This window comes from bacterium, assembly GCA_040753085.1.
GTDB lineage: Bacteria > UBA9089 > JASEGY01 > JASEGY01 > JASEGY01 > JASEGY01.
Genome location: JBFMHI010000008.1, coordinates 22,292 through 47,228, shown reverse-complemented (window position 1 = coordinate 47,228; position 24,937 = coordinate 22,292). Strand labels below are relative to the sequence as shown.

Here is a 24,937-nt window from a genome sequence, read left to right as displayed (position 1 = left end):
AACCGGAACACAAAAAAGTCCCAAACTGGCTTTCAGAGCGGGAAAAGGCTGTTTATGTTTGCTGCACACGTTGCCTAAAATTGCTAAAAGTGTAAAGCTGCTATTTCAGCATTTTGAAACGATGCCCCGATTACCGATCATCGATTACCGATCACCGATTACCGATCACCGATTATCGATCACCGATTACCGATCACCGATTATCGATCACCGATCACCGATCACCGATTATCGATCACCGATCACCGATCACCGATTACTGACCTTCCCCAAAGGTAACCGTTCAGCCACAGATGCACACAGATGAAACACGGAAAATCCGTGAGCCGTGTCCGTGATTCGGGTCTGTCCTTAGGCTGTAGGGACAACCCTTGTGGTTGTCCGTCTACGGAACGGACATGGACAAGCCCTGTCCCTTACACTTCCGCCTTCTGTCCTGTGTTATTTATCCGTGCTAATCCGTGCAGCTATACCTGAACGGTTACCCCCAAAGATATTTGGTGTCCTTTCTGTCCTTTCTGTAAGAAGATCCAAGAATCTCTTGACCTCTTCCAGATCCGAGGTTACCCGGCATCGAGGCAGGGAATCAAGAAAAATCCGGCCGTAGCTTTTGGTCCGGATCCGGGGGTCACAGATAGTTACCAGCCCCCGGTCTTTTTGGGTGCGGATCAGCCTGCCGAATCCCTGTCGCAACAAAATAACCGCCTGGGGCACCTGATAGTCCCAGAAGGGATTCTTACCTTTTGCGGTCAGATACTCGGTTCTGGCTTGAGTTATTGGTTCGTCAGGAACTGCAAAAGGTAACTTGGTGATAATTACCGAGATCAGATCCTCTCCCGGAACATCCACCCCCTGCCAGAAGGTATTGGTGCCAAAGAGAATCGAATGCCTCCCCTCCTTGAATTTCTCAATTATCCGTGCAGTGGGTAACTCCCCTTGCTTAAAGACATCCCTGTCAGTAAGGCTGTCCTTTAGCTTCTGGTAGACCTGATTAAGGGCCGCAAAGCTGGTAAAGAGGATAAAAGTCCCCCCTTTTCCCTGGCGGATGGCGCACCCACTTCGTGGGTACCCGGGATGGCAGACTTCAGAATGCGGAAGGCGGATTTTCTTCTGGGCTCTGGGCTCTATGTTCTGAACTCTGTGTTCTGAAGTTAGAGGCAGCAGTGTCTTAAGACATTCGGTTAATGAATCAAGATAGGCGCTGCCTTCTTTTGGATCAGGCATTCCCTGGGGCAGGTAGAGGATGACCTGCTTTTCGTAATCAAAGGGAGAAGAGACCACCAGTTCTTTACAGGAGTCAAGTCCCAGTCGGTCTCGGATGTAATCGAAGCGACCGGCTGTGGTCAGGGTGGCTGAAGTAAGCACAGCCGGTTTTATGACTGAAAAAACCCGCTCTTTTAACTCTTCTCCGACATTGAGAGGAGAAGCCTTGAGGGTAAAGCGGGTGAATCTCAGCCGGCGTTGAATCTCCAGCCAGTAGACATGATCAGCCAGGTCCTGTTCCAGGATGTGTTTTAATGAATGGTTGACGGTCGCACATCGCTGAGAAGCAGCCATTATCTCTATCTCTTCCTCCTGGCTATCCGCCTTTTTTATCATCTCACGAAGGCCGGAAGCCAGCCCCGCTAAAGGTTCATAAAGAATATTAGAGATTAAGTTAGGCTTTCTCAGCCTTAGCGATCTGCTTTCTCTTCCAAATTGATCCGCCAGGTTGGAAAAGAAGGCCTCAGAGGCTGTCTGAGTCTCAGTCCTCAAGGCATCCAACCTTGAAAACTCTTTTGAGGTTAGATTCTTAAGCCGGCGGAGCAGTCCTTTTTCTGTCCTGGGATTATGGATATTATCCAGCACATATTTCACACCCGAATTGGAGACTTCCAGCCCCAAGAAATCAGTGGCCACGTCTTCTATGGTATGGGCCTCATCAAAGACAAGTCCGCTGAATTCAGGCAGAACCTGCTCCCCTGAAGCCAGGTGGGCAAAGTAGAGGTGATGATTGACCACTAAGATTTGAGCCCGATATTGGGTAAACCTGGCTCGTTGATAAAAACAGTCCTTCCCGTAGGCGCATTTCCCACTCAGGCAGAGGTCGCTTTCCCGACAGATCTGGGACCAGACATCGGGCGAGACCTCAAACTCAAGCTCAACCCGCAGCCCGGTCTCTGTTTTTTTGCGCCAGTCCAGGATATGAGTTATCTCCTCCTCCTGGCTCTCAAACATTCCAAGCTGCCGGGTTTGCTCCAGCCGACGCAGGCAGAGGTAATTTTGCCCGCCCAGGCACAAGGCCCAGCAGAAAGATAACTCCTTAGACAGGGTTTCAGCCAGAAAGGGGAGATCGCTATCGATCAACTGCTGCTGCAGGGCCTTGGTAAAGGTGGATATCACCACCCTCTTTTTATTTCTGACCGCCCAGAAAATAAAAGGGACAAGATAAGCCAAACTCTTACCTGTCCCTGTTCCGGCCTCCACAATCAAGGTGCCTTCAGTTTCAACCGTCTGCCAGACAGCAGAGGCCATCTTGATCTGCCCCGGCCTGGTTTCATATCCTGCCAGCTTAGAAGCGATCAGCCCTTCCGGACCAAAGGTCTTCTCGATTTCTTTCATGGCAGAACAGCTCTATCTCTTTCGGAATTCTGGTAGTCTGGTAAATACCAGGCGGCCACTCACCAGACGACTAGACACCCGTCTACCGAGGGTTGCCCTATTTTGTAATCGTTCACCACAGAGACACAGAGACACAGAGACACGGAGAATGATTTTAGAAAAAAGCACTTAACTATACTTCTATACTTTCGCACTTTTTGTCATTCCTGCGCAAGCAGGAATCCAGAAGCCTTGATATTACTGGATTCCCGCTTTGGCGGGAATGACGAGAGGTTATTACAAGGTATTTGTATTTCAAGTAGTTACAAAAAAGTGCAAAAGTATAGATAGTTAATAACAAATATAATGGATAATCCCAAAAATACAGCCGGCAAAACGGCAACTACAACAATTCTTTCCCGGAGATCTATTTTCTTCATTCTATTTACTTAGCTGTATAGCATATCAGTAAGGACAAAACAACCTCCCGCAGGTTTCAAACCGGCAGGAGGTTGTTTTCCCAGTTTACTGCCACGCTCTAGACAGTTGATCGCTAAACAATTACGCTGTATCTTTAAGATATTTTTGTGCATAAATTTCTATCGCATCCACACATTCCAGAAGTTTTGGCGTGTATTCTAACACCTTCTCAAATATCGCATAAATGGTCTCTGATTTATATTCGTGAGCTATTTCATTGCGTAATATACGAATTTCAATAAAATCATCAGCATTATGAATAATCCCCTTTTTTTCGGCTCTATTTATCCTATCTCGGATAGTTCCCTTATCTTCAAGATCTAAAATATCCAACAATCTGAAAACTTTTTGGATAATAATATCACTGAGCCTGGCAAATCTGCTGGTCAAAGCTTCAAAGTTATCCTGTTCCTCGTAAGAGAGTCCCTCTATCAATTCTATCGCCCGACATTTTTCATATGAATAGTGCAGGATATCCCTCGCCTTTTCTAAATCACGTAGTTCTTGTTTGAGATTATCCTCCATATTTTTCATACCAGTCGAACTCCTTGTTCTAATGCCGTTCGGACAAAGGGGTTGCCTGCATCCTGACTCACAAGAAGATCAATTTTCTGCTCCCCAAGGAGGGCAAAAATATTTTTCTTAATCTTGAGCTTGTCACCATATGTCATTCTACTAGAGAAAACCAAAAGGTCTATGTCCCCTCCCTTACGACTTTCATCGACTCGTGATCCAAAGAGGTAAACCTGGGCTTCGGGGTCTATGGATCTAACAGCTTGAATGATAACCTGTTTCTCTTTTTCTTTCAGGCGCATAGATAATATCTCCCTTCTCAAGATGCTCGATAGGTGTACTGGATCCTTTACCAGCCTCGAGCATCATTCCAATATTCTCTACCACCCTGATTTTCCCGGCCTTACCTGACTGTTGATACCTGAACGCTTACCTTACCTTTTCCGGAAAGTCTTTACTCCCCCGACCACCTTGCCGGTTTCATCCCGAAGCAGAGAAGTGCTGGAAGTAATAGGCACCCGTATACCCTTTACCTCCATCGTGGTCGACTCATCGATCACATCCTCCTGGTTCTCAATAGCCCGTTTCAACTCACATTGCAAGGTTCCGCACAGCTCGCTTTTAAATATCTTCCGGCAGGGCATACCAATAGCTTCTTCGGCCGGTATGCCGGTTATTCTCTCGGCTGCTTTATTAAAACTGGTGATAATCATCCATTTATTAGTGGTAAATATACCATCGGGGATACAGTCAAGAATGGTCTCCACCGAAACCTTTTTCTCACCCGTCCCCCGGGTCAAATTCAGAGAGTCTATCGGTTGGGTGGGATAAACCACAAATCGGCAAAGCTCATCTCCCCGGGCCTGACATTCCATCTCTTCACAACCCATAGGGGCCCGGCTGACCCTGGATACGGCCCGGGCCAGATATCCTCGGGTGAAATTATCCTGAGGATACTTGCTTTCGTTATAACTCTCGATCAAACCGGAACCGGTAAAGATAAGTTCAAAATTTTTCCGGTCTACCTTAAGCAAATTAAGTTCACCCAGCCCCTGGCTTTTAAAGATAGTTAAATAATCCTTTAAATCACCATCTACCCGCTCGGCAAATCTCTCGCCGGCTTTGACCATAGCTATTTCTGACAGGTTGACCTCGGAGGCAAAATCTCTTAAGATGTCACCCAGAAACTGTCTCGGAACTAAAGATAATTTATCTTCCCTTTCCTTGAGCAGGTCTTCCATCAACTTTGTGCTCCAGCCACCCATGATCTCTATACCTGCCGGCTTGGCTTTAAAAAGATTTTGTTCTACTTCGAAAAGCCCGGTGGCATTAAATACGACATTCAAGTTAGGAAGGTTCAGAAAATCATAGAAATCCGTGGAGGTCGGGATATTGAGCCTTCGGGCCAATTCTATTCCTGGGGCATTTTCATCCAGATCAGCAACCCCCAGGATATGTATATATGGCTCATCTTTAAGTAACTCTATGAGTTGGGCTCCGCCAATAACGCTGGTTTTTTCACCTCTTCCGGCTCCGACTATGACTATGTTCATTGTCTTTTTCTCTTTTTGCTTATCCATCACTTTCACCTCCCTATTACCTACCCGGTATAGAAGACCTCAAGACCTTCGTTACTGATGATCATTCTGTGTTCACCCAGCACATGTTTGGCATTACGGAGCTTATAGACCTCTATACTCCGTTTCCTTTTCGATTTATCCTCAATTATCCTTAGTATAATAATTCCGTCAACCAGCGATTCTTCCACCCCAAATTTACTCACCTGACTTGTCCCCATCGGGGTCCGGCTAATAAAAACAGAGGTAGTCCCAAGTCCTTTCAGGAGACTGGTTAACTGGGACGTCTTCTCCGTAATGAGATACGGCCGTTCACTAACCTGGTGGAGAAGGGACGGGAGGGAATCAATCACCACCCGTTTGGCCCCTGTCTCAGTCACTATCTTTTTGATCTTCAGAAGATGCTCATCAAGATTAAGATCAGAAATAGATGAATAGACGATCTTAATCTTACCCTCTTTTATTAAGGGGACAAAATCCCAACCATATCCCCGGGCTATATCTATAATTTGTTCCACGGATTCTTCATACAGGAAGAGGATGCCTGGCTCATCGTATTTAGTGACCCCATTGTAAAGATACTTTAGAGAAAAAGTGGTTTTCCCTGTGCCGGCCGTCCCGGCTAAAAGGAAGACGGTTTGAGAAGGGATTCCTCCCCCCAGCAGCTTATCTACACCAGACATGCCTGTCTTAAGCACCTCTTTACCTCTTTCCGTGGTCTCAGGCATGGATATTTGTCTGGGGAAGATCTCTATTCCTTCTTCACTAATTACATAAGAATGCTGACCGGGGAGAAAATTACTTCCCCTCATTTTGACTATCTTCAAATATCGCATCGGCTGCTCACTATCACTCACATTTTCAAGATGGATAATCCCATCCGCTACGGCAAATTCCGGCTCCTTTTCCAAATCTTGATGGGTATATTCTCCTATCAGGAAAGTGGTGCATTTCCAAACGGCCATCTTGACCGCCAGGTCGTAGACAAATTCCCTTAAACCGTGAGTGGAAGGGGCCAGATCATGAATGGCCTTAAAACTGTCAATAACTACAAAAGTCGGCCGAATCTCTTTGATGAAATTGACAATGACCTCAATGGTCTTAGGTAATCCTTCGTTTCTGATGGTCATTCCAATATCAGTAAAGAAAACGGATTTACCCACTTTTTCAGGGGCGAAAAATTTAAACTGCTGTTGATATCTCACTACCTTGACAGTGGGTTCTGAGAGAGTAGTAATATACAGTCCTTTGGTTTCCGGGGTAGCATTGTGAAACATCATCTGTTGAAGAAGGATGGTCTTGCCCGTCCCCGGCGTTCCAGCTATAACATTGACCGAATAAAGCGGCACTCCCCCTCCAAAGATAAGGTCTAGGTTATCTATCCCCGTCTTGATTCTATCCATTCAGTTTCGCCTCCCTTAAAACAGATTACAGAATACAGAACACAGAACACAAATGAAAGCAAATCTTACGATGTATTCTGCAATCTGTGTTCTGGGCTTTGGGTTCTGATTTAGCCTATGTGCCTCGCTTTCTCTCTTACCTCTTCTACCTTTGGTTTCCATTGTTGAATGATCACATCTCCGGTCATAGAGGCAAAGATACCAAAAAGTTGGGCCAGAAAATCCTCAAAACCCTCTTTGATCTGGGTAATAGTGAGATCCGAGCAGTTCTCTAACAGCTTTTCTATACCTATTCCGTCATTCGAAAGCTCTATCCGGCCGATAAAAGGATGTTTCCCTTCTGTATCATAAATAGCCGCTTCCATCAAGGCATTATTAGTCATTACACCTATCATCCTGGATGAACTTGACCAAATACGATTAATCAAATCTTGATATATCTTAATCAGACTTTCTCTTTCTAAGGTAGATGACATAATCTGGTCTCCCGTTGCAACCAAACAATCCTCGATGCTCGATACTCGAGGCTCGAGGCTCGAGGTTGGAGGCTGGTAAAGGATCCAAGATCCAGCATCGAGGATCGAGCATCCAGTGATTTTCACTCCTGATAATAGGCCTTATTAACCACAATCCCCTGCTTAGCTATAACGGTATAGGGAAAAGGCCGGGGGTCGTAAGAGCAGCCTCGAACTTTTAGTAATCGGAGGTATTTTTTCGGCACTCCTCCCTTTTCTTCAGCCAAATAAAGGTCTACACTTAAATCATAGGCATTGGTTAGGGAATATCTTTCCTTTGATTCCAGGGTATGGGCTAAATAGAGATCCATAAGCACGATCCCCTCGGTCCGCATACGACGATTTTTCTCATGGACCATACTTACAAAGTCTTGAGGTAAGTAATGGACCGCCAGGGAGCTGAGGGAATCAATGACTACCCTGACGGGTTTTTCCAGCTTTAATATAGCCTGATTTAAGGTGTAAATAAGCTCTTCCGGATCAGACAGGTCAGTCACAAAGTATTCTTCTTTACTATCTATAGAGCAGGCATCAATAAAAACAATTTTTTTGCTTCGCTCATAAGCTAACGTCCCAAACCCAAGATTGGTCAGATTGCTTCTCACCCGGTCTACCGGCTCATCAGCCGCCACAAAAAGGGCTGATTCCCTTTTCCTTAGACCTTGAGAGAGAAACTGAAAGGCAAAGGTAGTTTTACCTGCCCCTTGATCCCCCCTAACCAACCAATTGGTGCCAAAAGAAAGCTCTTCACTCAGGATATTGGCCAAGGGGAGAAAACTTACCTTTTGTTGATTTTTCATAGACCTAACCTCCAAACAGCGATCTGATTAACAACCCCTATGTAGTTGCCCTCCTTCGTTATATATCATAGAAAGACGGATAAGTCAAGAAAATTATTTGATCAAGCGATTGGCCTGACTGGCTCTCACCCACCATTGTTCCCAAAGACCAGAAACGGTGCAGACTAATCGCCCCTTTATCATTTCCCATAAATTTTCTGGGGAACATAGTCAAGAAATGGGGCTAAAATTCTTGACATTCGTTAAAATAATAGTAACCATCCACCACTCAGAATGATCCTCGCTCAAGCCTCGAGCACTTGACCAACTCCTTCGGGGTTGCTCACATACCCACAGCCCTACAACTATATTTTCAAAAATATTTCATTTTCATTTAGTAATTGTAACCGTTCAGCCACCAAGGCACGAAGACATGAATAAGAAATAATTCTTTAATCTTTGTGTCTTAGTGTCTTTGTGGCTGAACACTTAATAGTAACTATACTTTCGCACTTTTTTGTAACTACTTGAAATACAAATATTTTACAATAACCTCTCGTCATTCCCGCAAAAGCGGGAATCCAGTAATATCAAGACTTCTGGATTCCTGCTTGCGCAGGAATGACAAAAAGTGCAAAAGTATAGTAGTAATTAAGTTTTGCATTTTGATATAGTAACATCAACCGAAATTTTTGTTGACATAAGATAAAATTTCTGTTAAAATCTTCTCATAAGATAAAAGAACGGATAGGATAAACAGTCTAAAACACCCTAAAAACAAATTTCTATCAGTTTTCTATCAGTTTACAAAACACTTCAAAATAAACCAGACTACCCATCACCAAAGATAAGTTGTCGGGGTGACTTTTGCGGTATGGCCTTGCATCTTTAACCTCAAGAAAAATGGATTATGAAAGGATACTCATAAATGGGCTAAATGGAATGGGGGATTTTGTTTACTATACCCCGGTTTTAAAGGCCGTAAGGGAACGCTATCCAGAGGCCCATATTACCCTGTTAAATTGGCTGGTAACTAAAGATTTGGCGGTTAATTGTCCCTATATAGACGAGCTGCTTGTGCCAGAGGAAATGAGGGAGCAATGCCTTCAGCACGCCTCTGACGTAGGCACAGGCTTTGCCAAGATTATTAATCTCAAGGAGCGCTACGATCTGCTTCTTGATTTCGGTTGTCCGCCTCTGAGCACCCTGATCACTATCGCCTGCCGGGCGCGACGAAGGATGTCTTTCAAAGGCGGAGGTCCGGCCGACCGTTTTTATACGGACCTGATCGAAAAAAATTCTCACGAGCATATTATTTACCAGTACCTGAAGTTTCTCTCTCTTCTGGAGATAGGTATACCTGCGGCCTTCCCCCCTCCTGTCTGGCCGCCCGAGCAAGATAAAAAAGATGTGGCGGCCTTTATGAAGCTGAACTTTCGCCCGGATGAAACCCTGATCGGCATCCATCCTGGATGCGGGGTGGTTAATCGCCGATGGGCCCCTGAGAAATTTGCCGAACTGGCTGACCGGTTGGTAGAGACTTACGGGGCCAGGATTATACTCTTTGGTTCCAGATATATCCGGACCGCTGAAGAAGATGATTCCCGGGCAGATGAGGTGATGGCGGCTGAGAAGATAAGCCGGTTGATGAAGATAAAACCGGTCAATTTAGCGGGCAAGGGTTCTATGAACCAGTTTGCGGTAGTGGTAACCTATCTCAGACTTTATATTGGCCACGATACTGGGCCGAGCCATATTACGGCCGCCTTGAATATACCTATTCTGACCATCTTTGGCCCAGCTAATCCTGCCCTCTGGCAGCCCTTGGGAAGGTATAGCTATATTGTCCGTAAAGAAATGGACTGTTCTCCCTGTGGGGCTTCCGGATGCGAAGATAACAGATGTCTTAAGGAGTTAGAAGTTGATCAGGTCTGGGCGGCCTGCCAGCAGGTAATTAAAGATACCGCGTAGCGCCTTGGCAAGCTTGCTTTAATGGGGTAACCCTTATGATTGCTTATTTGGGTAATTATTTAACCCTTTGGCATAAAGACAAGCACTAGAGCATTACTCCAATTTTAAACGGCTCATATCCTGATGATCCGGTAAAAAGTCCCAAGGGAACAAAAGCCCCAGAGACCTTTTTGCCTAACCATCAAATCTGAAACCTGCAATCGGTAATAAGAAAAGGAGGTTATTTTCTGATGAAGATGTCCGGATTATTTTTGCCTACCCTATTTGAGGAGCCCCATGAGGCAGAGCTTATCAGCCATAAGCTGATGCTTAGGGCTGGGCTTATTCGACGTTTGGCTTCGGGGATATATTCATATCTGCCCCTGGGGTATCGGGTCTTGACCAAGGTATCCAGGATAGTGGAAGAAGAAATGGATGCCATTGGCGGACAGCAAGTGCTTTTGCCAGCCCTGCATCCGAAGGAACTTTGGGAAGAAACGGGCCGATGGACGGCTTATGGTCCTGATATGTTTAAACTCTGTGACCGCCGGGGCAGGGATTTCGGCCTCGGCCCTACCCATGAGGAGATCATCACTGACCTGGTTCGGAGTGAGGTTAGGTCTTACCGGCAGCTTCCCCTCCTACTCTACCAGATTCAGACCAAGTTCAGGGATGAGATTCGGCCCAGGTTCGGGCTTATGCGGGCCAGGGAATTTCAGATGAAGGATGGCTACAGTTTTGATGGGGATGAGGAGAGGGCCAATAAGACTTACGATTTACTCTATAAGGCCTACGGCAGGATATTCTCCCGGTGCGGACTTAGCTTCAGGGCGGTAGAGGCGGAAAGCGGTTTGATTGGCGGTAGTGTCTCCCACGAATTTATGGTCCCGGCGGAGGCCGGCGAGGACCTGATGGCCTTATGCCACGGCTGTGATTACGCGGCTAATCTGGAAAGAGCCGAGTGTGGGCAGCCCAAAGAAGTTCTACGAGGTAATCTGACCGAACTCACCCTGGTCGATACCCCGGGAATGAAGCGGGTGGATGAGGTGAGTCAATTTCTAAGAGTTAAACCAGAGCAGTTAGTTAAGACCCTTATTTACAAAGCCGGAGACCAGGTGGTGGCGGCCTTGATCTTAGGGCATCAGGAACTTAACCAGACCAAGCTGGCTAAGGTATGCCAAAAAACAGACCTGGAATTGGCTGATCCGGAAACCATTTCTTCTGTAACCAGCGCTCCGGTAGGGTTTGCCGGCCCGATCGGTCTTACCGGGATCAAGATCATAGCCGACCATTCCATCAAAGGCCAGGCCAATTTAGTGGTGGGCGGCAACAAGGCGGATGCCCATTATACCGGAGCCAACTACGATCGTGACTTCCGGATCGACCTCTGGGCCGATATTAAAGTGGTTCAGGAAAATGACCGCTGTCCGCGATGTTCCGGCCGTCTGGAGATACGTCGAGGGATAGAAGTCGGACACGTCTTCAAGCTGGGCACCAAATACAGTCAGGCCATGCGGGCTGTTTTTATTGATGAAGATGGACAGGAGAAGCCGTTTATTATGGATACCTTTGGTATTGGGGTAAGCCGAATAATCGGGGCGGTTATTGAGACAAGCCATGATGAAGCCGGCATCATCTGGCCGATGTCCATTGCTCCTTACCAGGTGCTTGTTCTGCCGATAAATGTGCAAGATGAAGCCCAATGGGACATGAGCTTAAAGATTTACCAGATGCTTCAAAGGGAAGGAATAGAGGTCCTAATTGATGACCGGGAGGAAAGGCCTGGCCGAAAGTTCACCGATTCTGAATTAATCGGCATCCCCCTTCAGATCGTTATTGGCAGCCAGACCGAACAGACCGGCCGAATCGAAATATCCATCCGCCGGAGCCGGGAAAAACGGTTTGTGCCCCTTGAAGACTTAATCAATGAAATAAAAAGACTTATCTCAACCCTTGAACCCAGGGTTTCGCCTTACTGAAAAGCGGTGGTCAGGCGTGGTTATTCGGTAATGGTCATCGTTTCGGCCACTCTAAGACGGTCGACGGTGAATAGCCGGCGAGCTACCTTTTGTGGACGGTGGACTCTGTGGACGGTATGGTATGGGCAGAGTGGACTCTATCCCGACTGGCCGAAACAATGATCAAGGCCTGACAAAATATAGTTGCATTAATAGGTATTCTATGCTATTATTTTACCATAATCGTCATACCTCAGTTAGCCCAGGAGGTTAATAATATGCCTGCCGCTTCCGTTCAAAGGCGTTATCATTACATCCGGCTGAGTTGGCTGGCCGCTCTGTTGGCTTTTTTAGTTGGCTGCGCCATCAACCCTGTTACCGGAAAGAAACAATTTATTATTATGTCTGAAAGCCAGGAAAGAGCCATAGGAAAACAATACTACCCTATTTATACCCAGGCATCTTACGGTCTCTTTCAAGATGATAATCTCCAGGAATATGTAAACAGGGTAGGTCAGACGCTCGCTCAGCTAAGCCACCGGCCTAACTTGGATTATGAATTCAATGTGGTCAACAGCTCCATCGTCAATGCCTATGCCTTGCCCGGGGGTAAGATCAGTATTACCAGAGGGCTTTTATCTCGCATGGAAAATGAGGCCCAACTGGCCGCAGTTTTAGGTCATGAAATAACCCATGTGGCGGCCATGCATACGGCTCAGGGTTACACCCGAAGTGTGGCCGCTAATTTACTCCTTTCCCTGGGACAGTATTATTTGGAGGCCAAGAATGTCAAGTACCGGGAATACTATGCCACAGCCGGGGCCTTGGCCGCTAATCTGATCTTTCTTAAATATAGCCGGAATCAAGAAAGAGAGGCGGATAAATATGGGATGGAGTATCTGATCCAGGCCGGTTACAATCCGGAAGGCATGGTGCAGACGATGGAGATACTTCAAAGTCTCAGTAAAAAAGAGCCGTCAAAGCTGGAGACGATGTTCAGCAGCCATCCGCTGCCTTCAGAGAGGGTAGAAGCAGCGAAAGCCAGTATCCCTCCTCAGCATAAGGGATTGCCCTTCAAACAGGAAGGGTTTAAGAATAAGACCGCCCACCTAAATTCTCTATCTAAGGCTTATGAGCATTATGATAAAGGAAATGAACTGGCCAACAAAGAAAAATTTGATGAGGCCGCCGTAGAATTGGAGGCGGCAGCCAAATTGGCCCCAAAAGAGGCCCTTATTCATACTACTTTGGCGGCGGCCTATTTGGGACAGCAGCGCTATGATGATGCCCTGGCTACGCTTAAACACTCGCTTTCGCTTTACCCTGATTTATTTCTCACCAGACTGTTGGGTGGGCTGGTCTATCATGAAACGGAAAAGTTTAATGCTTCTATCGAGGAGTTAAAGGTAGCTGACCGTTTAGTCCCGGACAATCTTACCGTGGTTTTTTATCTGGGAAGAAACTATGAAGAAAAAGGCGACCGGCGGACAGCGGCTGATTACTACCAGAAGGTCTTGAAACTGACTGACAAGGGAGAAAAGGCCAAGTATGCTTACCAGCGGTTAGTAGAGTGGGGGTATATTTGACTTTTTGCCTAACTATCAAATCCGCCATTCGATAGGGAGGGAGAAATGAGTAAGACCTACCAAGAGATTAACCAGCGAATTAAGAAGGGTGAGGCCGTGGTGCTCACGGCTGAGGAGGTTATTGATCTGGCCAAAGAGAAGGGAACAGACGAAGTGGCTAAAAAGGTAGATGTAGTTACGACCGGCACCTTTGCCCCGATGTGTTCCTCTGGCCTGATACTGAACTTCGGTCACTCTGAACCGCCTATCAAGATGAGTAAGGTCTGGCTTAATGATGTCCCGGCCTATGCCGGTCTGGCGGCGGTGGATGCTTATGTCGGGGCGAGTGAGATAAGCACGGTTAGGGGATTTGATTATGGTGGAGGCCACCTTATTGAGGATTTGGTGGCCGGCAAGCGAATTAAACTTCACGCTACGGCATACGCTACTGACTGCTATCCCAGGAAAGAGATTACGACCTTTATCGACCTGAACTCGATCAATCAGGCGGTTCTCTTCAATCCCAGAAATGCCTACCAAAACTATGCGGCCGCCACTAATTCATCAGACAAGATACTTCATACCTATATGGGTATCCTTCTCCCCCGCTTTGGCAATGTAACTTACTGCAGCGCCGGTCAACTGAGTCCGCTTCTTAACGACCCTTGCTACCGAACCATTGGCGTGGGCACCCGGATTTTCCTGGGTGGAGGAGAAGGATATGTAGCCTGGGAAGGAACCCAACACAATCCGATTCGGGAAAGGGCGGATAATGGTATCCCCCTTGGTCCGGCCGGAACCCTGGCCTTGATAGGGGATATTAAGGGGATGAACCGTAATTACCTGCGCGGGGCAACCTTTACCCGGTATGGAGTCAGCCTGGCCGTGGGGATAGGGATACCCATCCCTGTTTTAGACGAAGAAATGGCCTTCTATGTCTCTGTGGCTGATGCCGATATCTACACCTCTGTGCTTGATTACAGTGTTCCCAGCCGCAGTAGACCGGCCATTGGCCGGTTTAGCTATGCCCAGCTTAAAAGTGGACAAATCGAGATCGAGGGGAAAAAAGTACCCGCCGCCCCCCTATCCAGCTATCGCAAGGCAAGAGAAATAGCCCAAACATTGAAGGAATGGATTGCCTCCGGAAAATTCCTGCTGACTGAACCGGTCAGGAGGCTCCCTTTGGAGACAACCTTTAAGCCTCTTGAGGTTAAGGAGGAGTAAAAATGGCTAAAAGACGAATTGTTTTGACCTTCCCCAAAGATCAGGTAGAGCGGCCGATTATTTATCGGCTTTCTAAGGATTACGATCTGGTAATGAATATCCTCCGGGCTCAGGTTATGCCTAAAGAAGTTGGCCGGTTAGTGATGGAACTCACCGGCTCTAAGGAAGAAATAAATCAAGGATTAAAATACCTTAAAGAGAGCGGCGTAGAAGTCGAATCTATGGCCCAGGATATTAAGTTGAGAGAAGAGGATTGCACCCATTGCGGGGCATGTACGGCTGTCTGCCCTTCCGGGGCACTCTTCTTGAATCGGACTACGTGGGAAGTAGTCTTTGATCGTGACAAATGCCTCCTCTGCGAACACTGTATCCCAGCCTGCCCTTATCGGGTAATAGAAAGCACCTTTTAGTAGAGAGCCGTCAGTGGTCCACGGTTCACGGTCAATATTAGCGAGTTGCTTTTTTTAAAAGTTTGGCCGGTATCACCAGACGTATTGCAATTACTGGCTTTGAAGGGGTTATCTCGTCTTGTATCTCACACCTTTTTGCCCTCCGTTGTGCCCTCCACCTTCGCTGATAATCAGGATGTGCCTTACGCCACTCCTTTACATACTCATACCGCCCTTCGAAATATCCAGGGTTTGTCTTTAGCCATCTCTTCTGGCTCTCCTTCTTACGTCTGGCTTGACAGGCTTTGTTCTTACATGCCTTCCGCCTCTTTCCTACACGATAATCAGGCCTGAAGTATCTACCACAATAGAGACACCTCTTCTGTCTTCCTACTTCTTTTCCCAAGAGGTAATTTTGTAATCGTTTACCACAGAGACACAGAGACACGGAGACGACAAAGACCTCTTCCCCTTGAATATAAATGCATTAAGCCTGTTTTGAAGGACGGAATTAAGAGACTTATCCTTTAGATTTTTCTCAGTGTCTCTGTGTCTCCGTGGTGAGGTGAACGGTTACCATAAATGATATTTCCGTAACAACAACGAAAATTCTTGACAAAAGATGTGGTAGCTGTTACACTATATATCTATGAAATATGGAGACTACTTCTCAGAGAAGAGAAGACTAATAGAGTTGGCTTTGGAGCGATATCTGCCGGGCGAAGGTGAATATCCGCCTCTTATTCATGAGGCTATGCGCTACAGCGTCTTGAGTGGGGGTAAAAGACTCAGATCCATATTGGTTATAGCCGCGGCTGAAGCAGTAGGTAAAGAGGGTGAAAGGGTCTTACCGGCGGCCTGCGCTATCGAACTTATCCATACTTATTCACTGATACACGATGATCTGCCGGCCCTGGATAATGACGACTATAGACGGGGGGAACCAAGTTCCCATAAAAAATTTGGGGAAGCCATCGCTATCCTGGCGGGTGATGCCCTCTTAACTCTGGCCTTTTGGCTTATCGCTAAAAACGCTGAGGAACCAGGGATAAGATCAGAATCGGTATTGCAGGTTATAAACGAAGTAGGCTCCAGTGCCGGCACCTTTGGTATGATTGGTGGGCAGGTAGTTGATTTGGAATGTGCCGGCAAGGATCCAGATCCCCCGACGTTACAATATATCCATACCCATAAAACCGGAAGTCTTATCTGTGCTTCTCTAAGGAGCGGGGCTATCCTGGCTGAAAGCAGCGAAGATGAGCTGAATTCTTTAACCCAGTATGGTGAACGTATCGGCCTTGCCTTTCAAATTGTTGACGACATCCTTGATCTGGATGGAGATGAAGCTAAGATGGGTAAGCCCAAAGGGAGTGATTTGGCCGCTAAAAAACTGACTTACCCCTCTGTTTACGGCCTTAGTGAATCCAGGGAGCGGGCCAGAAACCTGGTGGAAGAGGCCGTTTCTTTCTTGAAGGGATTTGATTCAAAGGCGGATCCATTAAGAGAGATGGCTCGATTTATAAGTGAGAGAAGCTATTAACCCAGAAGGCAGAAGACAGATACTACCTGACTTCTGACCTCTGATAAAAAAGGAGGCAAAGATGCAAGATTTAACCGAGATTCGTTGGCATGGACGCGGTGGCCAGGGGGCCAAGACAGCCGCCCTACTTTTTGCCGATGCGGCTATGGGGGAGGGGAAATTTGTCCAGGCATTCCCTGAATACGGACCGGAACGAATGGGTGCTCCGGTGCAGTCCTTCAATCGGCTGAGTGATAAGCCCATCACTCTCCATTGCAATGTTACTTCACCGGTCGTCGTTATTGTTCTTGACCCCAGTTTAATTGATACGGTAGATATAACTAAGGGGTTGCCTGAAAATGGGATCCTGCTGGTTAATACCCCACTTTCACCAGAGGCGATGAGAAAAAAAATCGGTCTTTCAGGAAAAAGGATATTCACGGTTGATGCCTCTTCTATTGCGCTGGAATCCATTGGCCGGGATATACCCAATACCCCTATGTTAGGGGCGGTCGTTAAAGCGAGCGGTTTATTGAACTTTGACAGGATGATCAACGATACTAGGGCCAAGCTTTCTAAGAAATTTGCCTCCCGGCCTGAAATTATTGAAGGAAACCTCAGGGCTATCGAACGGGCCTACCAGGAAGTTAAAGGAGAAGAATTAAGAAAGGAGACCTAAATGAAGATCAAACACGAGGCTACCTGGAGAGAGTTGCCTATGGCCGGTCTTATCCCGGAGGGAGGAACGGCTGAAGAGTATAAGACCGGTGACTGGCGAAGTCGGAGACCGGTCTGGGATAAAGAGAAATGCAAAGATTGTCTCTTCTGTTGGGTCTACTGTCCGGATTCTTCTATCCTGATTAAGGATAAGAAGATGATTGGGATTGATTACGGTTATTGTAAGGGCTGCGGTATTTGCGCTCGAATCTGCCCGCCCAAAATAGGCGCTATTAGTATGATCGACGAGGCTGAAGCCTCTTAGAGCATAGTCTGGCAAGGCCGCAACCAAACGATTCTGGATACTCGATCCTCGATCCTCGACGCTCGATGCTCGATTCTCGATGCTCGATGCTCGATCCTCGATCCTTTGCCAGCATCGAGCATCGAGCATCCGAATACAGAAGAGAGGAGGCCAGCATGTTAACAGCCAACGCCGTCGATGTTTACGATCTGTTGAAACCGAGAATTGGCGAACAAGAGTCTAAGTCTTTGCTCCATTTCATTGAGGAGCAAAGTGTGCATCTGGTGCGGGAAGAGATCTCCAAAGGGGTGGCTACTAAGGAAGACATCACTGAGGTAAGAGAAGAGCTGCATAGAGAGATTGCTGAGGTAAAAAAAGATGCCATCAGGCTGGAGAAAGAATTTCTTGCCTTCAAATCGCAGATGCAGTTCTATCTGTATGGTATAGCAGGGTTGATTATCTTTACTAACCCCAAAATCTTAGACCTATTAGGGCAACCTCTGGGGATACTTCCCAAGTAAAGAAAGGAGTGAAGTATGGGAAAGAAGTTTGTGGCTAAAACAGGAAATGAGGCGATGGCTGAGGCGATGAGGCAGATTAGGCCAGATGTGGTGGCGGCCTATCCGATTACTCCGGCCACAGAGATCGTTCAGATATTTGCCCAGTTTGTGGCTGATGGTGTAGTCAAGACTGAATTTGTGGCCACCGAAAGTGAGCATTCGGCCCTGAGCGCCTGTATTGGAGCGGCGGCGGCCGGGGCCAGGGTGATGACCTCGACGGCCTCTCAGGGACTGGCCCTGATGTGGGAGATGCTTTACATCGCCGCCGGACTAAGGCTGCCTATTATTCTGGCTGAAGTAAACCGGACATTGTCGTCTCCGATCAATATCCACTGTGATCACTCAGATACTATGGGGGCCAGGGATGCCGGCTGGATTCAGATATTTTCCGAGAATGTCCAGGAGGCTTATGATAATATCATTCAGGCAGTAGTTATGGCTGAGGAGGCCAAACTGCCCGCCATGGTGACTACTGATGGCTTTATCATCAGCCATGGGATGGAGTCAATGGAGATGATCCCCGATGAGGAAGTAACTGATTTTATCGGCGAATACAAACCTGCTTACTCGCTCTTAGAGGTGGACCATCCTTTTACCATAGGGGCCATAGATTTTACTGATTACTACTTTGAACACAAGCGGGCCCAGATAGAGGCTATGGTCGAAGCCAAAGGCATTATCTCTCAGGTTCAGCATCAGTTTGGAGAAAGGTTTGGCAGAAAATACGCCGCCATAGAAGAATATCGCCTTTCTGATGCGGAGGTGGCTATTCTTGTCTTAGGCTCTACGGCCGGGACAGCTAAGGTAGTCATCGATGAACTGAGAGAGAAAGGCCACCCGGTAGGCCTGCTTAAGCTGCGGGTATTTAGGCCCTTCCCTTTTGAAGAGATTATCAAGGCCCTCTCTTCGGTGAAAGCGCTGGCTGTCCTTGACCGCTCTGACGGCCTGGCCGGCATGGGTGGCCCGGTCTTCAACGAAGTCCGATCGACCCTGTATGACCTCGATAGGCGGCCCAGGATAGTTAACTATGTCTACGGACTGGGTGGGAGAAACATTGACCTGGCTCAAATCCAGAGCGTCTTTACTGATCTGGAAAGAATTGCTGAAACCGGGAAGACCGAGCGGATGGTCAACTACCTGGGGGTTAGAGAATAAGATGACAGAACACCTGTCAGGGGGATCATCTACCCCTCAACATTAAAGCATTGAACCAGGGGTGGTGGTCAAGTTTAACCAATACAGAAGCCTATCCATTGGTGGTAATTTTGTAAAAGAGGAGGGTAGTTATCCGGTGGATAATGCGCAGTCAAGTTTCAGAAAATTTTGCTTGACAATATAAGATTTGTAGGATAAAATAAAACGATGGCTATTTCATTGATAAAAAAGGAAGAAAAGCATATCCTTGAAGTCCTTCCAATATTGCTAAAAAGGGATGAACAATTCAGGAGGTCTGTTTATACCATCTTCTCTGAGACATTTGTTAAAAAGGATGACTTCTCTGAACTTAAGGGTATTGTAAAGGAGCTTGCTGAAGCACAGAAAAGAACAGAGGAGGGATTAAAAGCCCTCTCGGAAGAGGTAAAAGCCCTCAGCAAAGCCCAGAAAAAAACAGAGGAGGGATTAAAGGCCCTCAGCGAGGAAGTAAAGTCCCTCAGCAAAGCCCAGAAAAAAACAGAGGCCGGATTAAAAGCCCTCAGCGAAGAAGTAAAAGCCCTCTCGGAAGATGTAAGAGCTCTTACAAAATCTCATGAAAATCTTAGAGAGTATGTAGGTAATCTTTCCCATACAGTTGGCTTTAGGCTTGAGGATGAAGCATTTGTTGCCCTGCCAGGACTACTTAAAAGAGACTTTGGAATTAACATAAAAGATAGGCTAAAAAGAAGATGGGTAGAAGGCAAAGATGGAAGATATATTGAAATAAACATTATTGGTGAGGCAACAAAAAATGGAAAGAAGATTACAATAATCGGCGAAGGAAAGAGTCAACTTTCAAAGAAAGATGTTGATGATTTTATAAAAAAGAAGATTGAAAGGCTAAATTATAAAGAGGTATTTCCCCTCTTAATAACCTATATGATACAACAGCCTGATGTTGAGGAATATGCAAAGAAAAAAGGTATTACCCTTTATTATTCCTATGATTTTAGGTAATGCCAACGAAAGGGGTAAGAAATGGCCACGTTAAAGGAATTAGCGGCAAGAGCCGAAGAAAAAGGAGAACTTCTTAGCGGAGGGCACCGCTCCTGTCTGGGATGCGCCCATCCGATCATCATTCGCCAGACATTATTGGCGGCTAAAGAGCCGGTCGTAGTCGGTTGTGTCACCGGGTGTCTGGAAGTAACTACTACTATCTTCCCTTACACGGCCTGGCGGGTGCCTTTTATTCATTCCGCCTTTGAGAACTCAGCCGCCACCGTGAGTGGCATCGAGGCAGCCTACCGGGCTCTGAAGAAACAGGGTAAATACGATAAAGAGGTGAAATTCATCGCTATGGGTGGTGATGGCGGGACTTATGACATAGGATTTCAGTCCCTTTCTGGGGCAGCCGAACGGGGACATCGGATGCTCTATCTCTGTCTGGATAATGAGGCCTATATGAATACCGGCATCCAGCGATCTTCAGCCACCCCTAAAGGGGCCCATACCACCACTGCCCCGGCGGGCAAGGTAATTCTTGGCAAGCAACAACATCGTAAGGATCTAACCGCTTGTATGGTGGCTCATCGCATCCCTTATGTCGCCCAGACCATAGCCGGCAATTGGAAGGATCTGACCAATAAAGTTGAAAAGGCCTTAGCCACTGATGGACCAAGCTTCATTAATGTGTTCTCACCCTGTCCCACCGGCTGGGGATATAAACCGGAGCTGACCCTGGAAATAGGCCAATTAGCTGTCGATACTTGCTTCTGGCCCCTTTACGAGGTCGAGGATGGAAAATGGAAGGTGAATTATCGTCCTAAAGAAAAGAAACCTTTAGTGGAGTGGCTAAAGCTCCAGACAAGGTTCGCCCATCTCTTTAAGTCGCCTAACCGCGAAGAATTTATGGCCGAACTCCAGGAAAGGGTTGATCGGGATTGGGAAGGGCTTCTGGCCCAAGGCTAATTATTTTAGGCATTGAAACCTCCTGTGACGAAACCGCGGCCGCGGTGGTAGCTGATGGGAAGGAAATCCTCTCTGACTGCATCTCTTCTCAGATCGATATTCACCAGGAATTTGGCGGAGTAGTGCCTGAATTGGCCTCCAGGCATCATCTGGAGGCCATAAATTCCATTATTGAATTAGCCTTAAGCCAGGCGGGCCTTGATTTTGACCAACTTGATGCGGTGGCCGTCACTTATGGGCCAGGATTGCTCGGCTCCCTTCTGGTGGGAATCGCCACCGCCAAGGCCATTAGCTTTACCCAACAAATCCCTCTTATTGGCATCAATCACCTGGAAGGGCATCTCTATGCCCCTCACCTGGAACATCCGGATATTGAATTTCCGGCGGTAGGTCTCATCGTTTCAGGGGGGCATACCGAACTTATTTATATCACTGGACACGGCCGGTATGAGCTTTTAGGACAGACCAGAGATGATGCGGCTGGGGAGGCCTTCGATAAGGTCGCCAAAGTGATGGGTTTGCCTTATCCCGGGGGGCCAATTATCAATAAGTTAGCCGACCAAGGAGACCCTAAAGCTATCTCTTTGCCCAGGACTATTTTCAAGGATGAACATCCCTTTGACTTTAGCTTTAGTGGTCTCAAGACAGCCGTTATTTATCATCTTAAAAAGGCACCAGAAACAGAGCCGAAAGACATGGCCGCCAGCTTTCAACGGGTAGCCGTCTCAGTTCTGGTAAAAAATACTATCAAGGCCGCTCGATTCAAAGAAGTTAAGACTATCATTCTGGCCGGCGGGGTAGCGGCTAATACGGCCTTGAGGGAAAGTATGGCCCGCGAAGTATCCCAAGGAGGGATGAAGGTCTACTTCCCTTCCCCCAGCCTCTGCACTGATAATGCCGCTATGATCGCCGGAGTGGCGTATTACAAATATATCCAGGGTAAATTCGCCTCGTTAGACCTGAATGCCGTGGCCAATCTTAGGCTGAAGACCGAAGGTTGAAGGCTGAGAAGGCTAAAGCAGCTTTTCGATCCTTTCCTTAAGTTCTTGTGCAGAGACAACCCCGATACTTCGATCAACCTCCTTACCGTCCTTGAAGAAAATAAGGGTAGGGATACTCATCACCCCGTATTTTACGGCGGTAGCTTGATTTTTATCAGTAAGCAGTTTGCCTACCTTCATTCGGTCTGAATACTGGGCCGCTATCTGTTCAATAACCGGAGTCATCATGCGACAGGGGCCACACCAGGGTGCCCAAAAATCAACCAGCACTAATTCAGAAGATTGCAACACCTCTTGATCAAAATCGCGGTCAGTAACCTCGATAATAGCTTCTCCGCCCATTCGGGTAAATACTCCTTTCTTTTTAGTGATTAGAGCCTATCCCAAAACCGATATGAGCCGCGGCCGTTAGGGAAGCGACTACTGGCGCGCATCTATCCATCGGCAATTGTAGCTGCCTCTTCTATCGGCTTTCATCGCGCCCAGGTTTTGAGATAGGCTCTTAGTGGCTGAGTAGTTACGGCTATTGGTTGAATATTACCTTAAAATCTTATCTTGGCCGAGAGGCGATGAATGTCATCCAGGTTCTCGTAAGGGATATAAGCGTAATCAAATTGAACTTGATAGGTCTCTTGGGCCAAGTTGGCACCCAGACCAAAACTTAATCCCTCATTGTCTCGGCCATCCTCTAAGTGATAACCGCCTCGAACCGCAAGCATCTCTTTGAACCGATATTCTCCCCCTAATCCTAAGGAGATGGCACTATCTTTAACCTTAGCCACATCAGAAACCAGGGTCAGAGCCTCCTGATTATAGGCCACCCCTATCCGGAAGCTCATCGGAAGATCATCCCCTTCCTCATAAAACTTTATCTTATTACCCAGATTTTGAAGGGCAAAGCCCAGGGAAAGACCGGCTAAGTTAGTCTGATATAGCCCGCCTACATCAAGGACGTATCCTAAATTAGCCGCATCATCCTTGATCTTTAGATTGATTAGTTTCAAACTTACCCCGTAAGAAAGGCGGCTCATCATTCCTCCGGCCAAGGAAGCCGAAAAGGCATAATCTATTCCATTAAAACTGCCTGTGGGATTTGCCTGGGCATCACGTCCATCTATATCCCCTGAATTAGAGTAAATAACCGCCAAGCCAAGGGTCCTTTGGTTCCAGGGAATGGCCAGGGCTAATGAGCCTTGCTTTATGCCTACGAAACGCTCATAAATTGCCCCTCCGAATTCCGGCTGGTTCAAGCCGGCCAGTCCAGCCGGATTAAGGTAAATGGTTTCAAGATTAGTCGGGACTCCACAATATGCCTCGCCCAAGCCGGCTGTCCTCACGCCCAAACTGTTCTTGAGAAAGACAGCCCCAGCCGTTCCGGCCTTCTCATAACTACTCGTCCATCCTGTCGCCGCCCCAAGAGTTAAGGTAATTAAGAGAATTATGCCTCCCTTCAAAAATCCAGTGGCCTTCATTTACAAATATCCCCCTTATTTGATTTCGGACTTCGGATTATGAATTCAAACCCTCTATCCGTAATACCTCTCTAAACTAAAGAAGTCAAGACTTCTGCCAATTTTTTCCTTATTTAAAATTCATATGAAAAATATAGAGATATTCCTTCTTTTTTAACATAATCCTGAACACTTGGATGGGCTTGATAGGTTACAAGGAGCCTTATCTGTTCCTGAGTTACATATTTCTTTACCATTTCTCCATGTTTTATAAAATCATCAACATCCCTTCTTTTAAGCTGGGACTTTGCTTCGCCTATAATAATGTATTCCTTACCATTCAGTTTTCCTTTTCCAAAGATGTTCACCTCTATATATCTCCCCTTCTTTATCTCAATATAGTCTCTCTTAAGCCTTCCTATAATCTCCAAGCCCATATCCCTTTTAAGGAGACCTGGTAGTGCCTTAAAGGATTCATCTTCAAGCCTAAAACCAACAGTATGGTCAAGACCACCTACCTTCTTGGCAAGGTCTTTATGGGATATAGTGAGATCTTCATGGGACTTGGTAAGGGCTTTTACATCTTCTGTAAGGGCTTTTACCTCTTTACTGAGGGCCTTTAATTCTTCCTCTGTTCTCTTTTGGGCTTGGGCTAGTTCCTCAACCCTTACTTCTGTTCTTTTCTGGGCCTCGGCTAATTCCTCAACCCTTACTTCTGTTCTTTTCTGGGCCTCGGCTAATTCCTCAATCCTTACTTCTGTTCTTTTCTGGGCCTCGGCTAATTCCTTAACCCTTAGTTCTGTTCTTTTCTGGGCCTCGGCTAATTCCTCAACCCTTACTTCTGTTCTTTTCTGGGCCTCGGCTAATTCCTTAACCCTTAGTTCTGTTCTTTTCTGTGCCTCTGCAAGTTCAGAAACCTTTATTCCAATCTCTCTTACAATATCCTTAAGCTCAGAAAAGTCATCCTTTTTAACAAAGGTCTCACTTAGGATGGAATAGAGCGAGGTTTTAAATTGCTCATCCTTCTTTAATAATATGGGCAATACTCTGATAATATGCTCTTGTTCTTCCTTTATCAATGAAATAGCCATACTTTTATCTCCCTTTAAAATTGTATCATTTTAAATAGTTAAAGTCAATAAAGTTTTCGACCTGTGCGGTTATCAAATACATTATTTTAAAATAAAACATTATGAAAGCCCGCAGGGCTACAGTATCTTAGCCGTAGATTTCAATCTACGGAATAATAGTATTCCATCAAGTCAAGCCCCCACAAGGCGCAGGAAAAAACTTGCACTTTTAATCCCCTCTTTAGTTTTACTTCGTGTCCTTCGTGGTTTATCCTTGTTTACCCCATCCTTTTACCCAATTTGTGGGTAACGATAAGCCCAAAGCAGGGGGTGGCCACAA

At 46.6% G+C, this 24,937-nt stretch carries 26 protein-coding genes; 14 read left to right on the top strand and 12 right to left on the bottom strand.

The window, feature by feature from the left end; all coding sequences use genetic code 11:
* Window positions 1–307 (top strand): hypothetical protein (locus AB1797_02180; protein ID MEW5766423.1); only part of this gene is annotated, 307 nt, incomplete at its 5' end.
* 134 nt (window positions 308–441) lie between these two features.
* Here the strand turns inward: AB1797_02180 and AB1797_02175 are convergent.
* The 8 genes from AB1797_02175 to AB1797_02140 all read right to left on the bottom strand — a co-directional run bounded on the left by AB1797_02175 (window position 442) and on the right by AB1797_02140 (window position 8,058).
* Window positions 442–2,601, bottom strand: coding sequence for a helicase C-terminal domain-containing protein (locus tag AB1797_02175; GenBank protein MEW5766422.1), 2,160 nt, complete (start codon window positions 2,599–2,601; stop codon window positions 442–444).
* A gap of 540 nt (window positions 2,602–3,141) precedes the next feature.
* Window positions 3,142–3,594, bottom strand: coding sequence for a hypothetical protein (locus tag AB1797_02170; protein ID MEW5766421.1), 453 nt, complete (start codon window positions 3,592–3,594; stop codon window positions 3,142–3,144).
* Complete coding sequence (locus tag AB1797_02165) at window positions 3,591–3,875, bottom strand: nucleotidyltransferase domain-containing protein (protein ID MEW5766420.1); 285 nt, start codon at window positions 3,873–3,875, stop codon at window positions 3,591–3,593. Before AB1797_02165 ends, AB1797_02170 begins: the two co-directional genes overlap by 4 nt.
* A 132-nt stretch (window positions 3,876–4,007) precedes the next feature.
* Window positions 4,008–5,153 carry a PAS domain-containing protein gene (locus AB1797_02160; protein MEW5766419.1) on the bottom strand — a complete coding sequence of 382 codons (1,146 nt, stop codon included), beginning with the start codon at window positions 5,151–5,153 and terminating at the stop codon, window positions 4,008–4,010.
* A 20-nt stretch (window positions 5,154–5,173) separates the two neighbouring features.
* Complete coding sequence (locus AB1797_02155) at window positions 5,174–6,553, bottom strand: ATPase domain-containing protein (protein ID MEW5766418.1); 1,380 nt, start codon at window positions 6,551–6,553, stop codon at window positions 5,174–5,176.
* Between the two features lie 110 nt (window positions 6,554–6,663).
* Window positions 6,664–7,029: a hypothetical protein gene (locus AB1797_02150; protein MEW5766417.1), complete on the bottom strand. Its 366-nt coding sequence runs from the start codon at window positions 7,027–7,029 to the stop codon at window positions 6,664–6,666.
* Between the two features lie 122 nt (window positions 7,030–7,151).
* Window positions 7,152–7,868 carry an ATPase domain-containing protein gene (locus AB1797_02145; protein MEW5766416.1) on the bottom strand — a complete coding sequence of 239 codons (717 nt, stop codon included), beginning with the start codon at window positions 7,866–7,868 and terminating at the stop codon, window positions 7,152–7,154.
* A gap of 58 nt (window positions 7,869–7,926) precedes the next feature.
* On the bottom strand, window positions 7,927–8,058 hold the full coding sequence (locus AB1797_02140; protein MEW5766415.1) for a hypothetical protein: 132 nt from the start codon (window positions 8,056–8,058) through the stop codon (window positions 7,927–7,929).
* Between the two features lie 692 nt (window positions 8,059–8,750).
* On the opposite strand from AB1797_02140, the gene AB1797_02135 reads away from it, so the two are divergent.
* The 8 genes from AB1797_02135 to AB1797_02100 all read left to right on the top strand — a co-directional run bounded on the left by AB1797_02135 (window position 8,751) and on the right by AB1797_02100 (window position 17,434).
* Window positions 8,751–9,818, top strand: a complete 1,068-nt coding sequence (locus AB1797_02135) for a glycosyltransferase family 9 protein (protein ID MEW5766414.1) — start codon at window positions 8,751–8,753, stop codon at window positions 9,816–9,818.
* Between the two features lie 230 nt (window positions 9,819–10,048).
* Window positions 10,049–11,776, top strand: coding sequence for a proline--tRNA ligase (locus AB1797_02130; GenBank protein MEW5766413.1), 1,728 nt, complete (start codon window positions 10,049–10,051; stop codon window positions 11,774–11,776).
* 257 nt (window positions 11,777–12,033) lie between these two features.
* Window positions 12,034–13,341, top strand: a complete 1,308-nt coding sequence (locus AB1797_02125; GenBank protein ID MEW5766412.1) for a M48 family metalloprotease — start codon at window positions 12,034–12,036, stop codon at window positions 13,339–13,341.
* Window positions 13,342–13,386: 45 nt separating this feature from the next.
* Window positions 13,387–14,544: a homocysteine biosynthesis protein gene (locus AB1797_02120; GenBank protein ID MEW5766411.1), complete on the top strand. Its 1,158-nt coding sequence runs from the start codon at window positions 13,387–13,389 to the stop codon at window positions 14,542–14,544.
* 2 nt (window positions 14,545–14,546) lie between these two features.
* Window positions 14,547–14,954 (top strand): NIL domain-containing protein, encoded by a 408-nt coding sequence (locus AB1797_02115; GenBank protein MEW5766410.1) that lies wholly within the window; start codon window positions 14,547–14,549, stop codon window positions 14,952–14,954.
* Between the two features lie 628 nt (window positions 14,955–15,582).
* Window positions 15,583–16,473, top strand: coding sequence for a polyprenyl synthetase family protein (locus tag AB1797_02110; GenBank protein MEW5766409.1), 891 nt, complete (start codon window positions 15,583–15,585; stop codon window positions 16,471–16,473).
* A 61-nt stretch (window positions 16,474–16,534) separates the two neighbouring features.
* A complete protein-coding gene (locus tag AB1797_02105; GenBank protein ID MEW5766408.1) occupies window positions 16,535–17,131 on the top strand; it encodes a 2-oxoacid:acceptor oxidoreductase family protein in 597 nt (198 codons plus the stop codon).
* Window positions 17,132–17,434 (top strand): 4Fe-4S binding protein, encoded by a 303-nt coding sequence (locus AB1797_02100; GenBank protein ID MEW5766407.1) that lies wholly within the window; start codon window positions 17,132–17,134, stop codon window positions 17,432–17,434.
* Here the strand turns inward: AB1797_02100 and AB1797_02095 are convergent.
* Complete coding sequence (locus AB1797_02095) at window positions 17,431–17,556, bottom strand: hypothetical protein (protein ID MEW5766406.1); 126 nt, start codon at window positions 17,554–17,556, stop codon at window positions 17,431–17,433. The two genes, AB1797_02100 and AB1797_02095, sit on opposite strands and share 4 nt — an antisense overlap.
* On the opposite strand from AB1797_02095, the gene AB1797_02090 reads away from it, so the two are divergent.
* The 5 genes from AB1797_02090 (at window position 17,521) to tsaD (ending at window position 22,076) form a co-directional block, all read left to right on the top strand.
* Window positions 17,521–17,934, top strand: a complete 414-nt coding sequence (locus AB1797_02090; GenBank protein ID MEW5766405.1) for a hypothetical protein — start codon at window positions 17,521–17,523, stop codon at window positions 17,932–17,934. The genes AB1797_02095 and AB1797_02090 overlap by 36 nt on opposite strands.
* 15 nt (window positions 17,935–17,949) lie before the next feature.
* Window positions 17,950–19,128, top strand: a complete 1,179-nt coding sequence (gene porA, locus AB1797_02085; GenBank protein ID MEW5766404.1) for a pyruvate ferredoxin oxidoreductase — start codon at window positions 17,950–17,952, stop codon at window positions 19,126–19,128.
* A 207-nt stretch (window positions 19,129–19,335) separates the two neighbouring features.
* On the top strand, window positions 19,336–20,124 hold the full coding sequence (locus tag AB1797_02080; protein MEW5766403.1) for a chordopoxvirus fusion protein: 789 nt from the start codon (window positions 19,336–19,338) through the stop codon (window positions 20,122–20,124).
* Window positions 20,125–20,145: 21 nt separating this feature from the next.
* On the top strand, window positions 20,146–21,075 hold the full coding sequence (locus AB1797_02075; protein ID MEW5766402.1) for a thiamine pyrophosphate-dependent enzyme: 930 nt from the start codon (window positions 20,146–20,148) through the stop codon (window positions 21,073–21,075).
* A complete protein-coding gene (gene tsaD, locus AB1797_02070; protein MEW5766401.1) occupies window positions 21,048–22,076 on the top strand; it encodes a tRNA (adenosine(37)-N6)-threonylcarbamoyltransferase complex transferase subunit TsaD in 1,029 nt (342 codons plus the stop codon). The genes AB1797_02075 and tsaD overlap by 28 nt, the downstream gene beginning before the upstream one ends.
* Window positions 22,077–22,088: 12 nt before the next feature.
* Here tsaD and trxA read toward each other — a convergent pair whose 3' ends face one another.
* From trxA to AB1797_02055, 3 genes are all read right to left on the bottom strand, one after another.
* Window positions 22,089–22,418: a thioredoxin gene (gene trxA / locus AB1797_02065; protein ID MEW5766400.1), complete on the bottom strand. Its 330-nt coding sequence runs from the start codon at window positions 22,416–22,418 to the stop codon at window positions 22,089–22,091.
* Between the two features lie 200 nt (window positions 22,419–22,618).
* Window positions 22,619–23,548: a PorV/PorQ family protein gene (locus AB1797_02060; protein ID MEW5766399.1), complete on the bottom strand. Its 930-nt coding sequence runs from the start codon at window positions 23,546–23,548 to the stop codon at window positions 22,619–22,621.
* A 113-nt stretch (window positions 23,549–23,661) separates the two neighbouring features.
* On the bottom strand, window positions 23,662–24,618 hold the full coding sequence (locus AB1797_02055) for a hypothetical protein (protein MEW5766398.1): 957 nt from the start codon (window positions 24,616–24,618) through the stop codon (window positions 23,662–23,664).
* Between the last annotated feature and the right edge of the window lie 319 nt (window positions 24,619–24,937).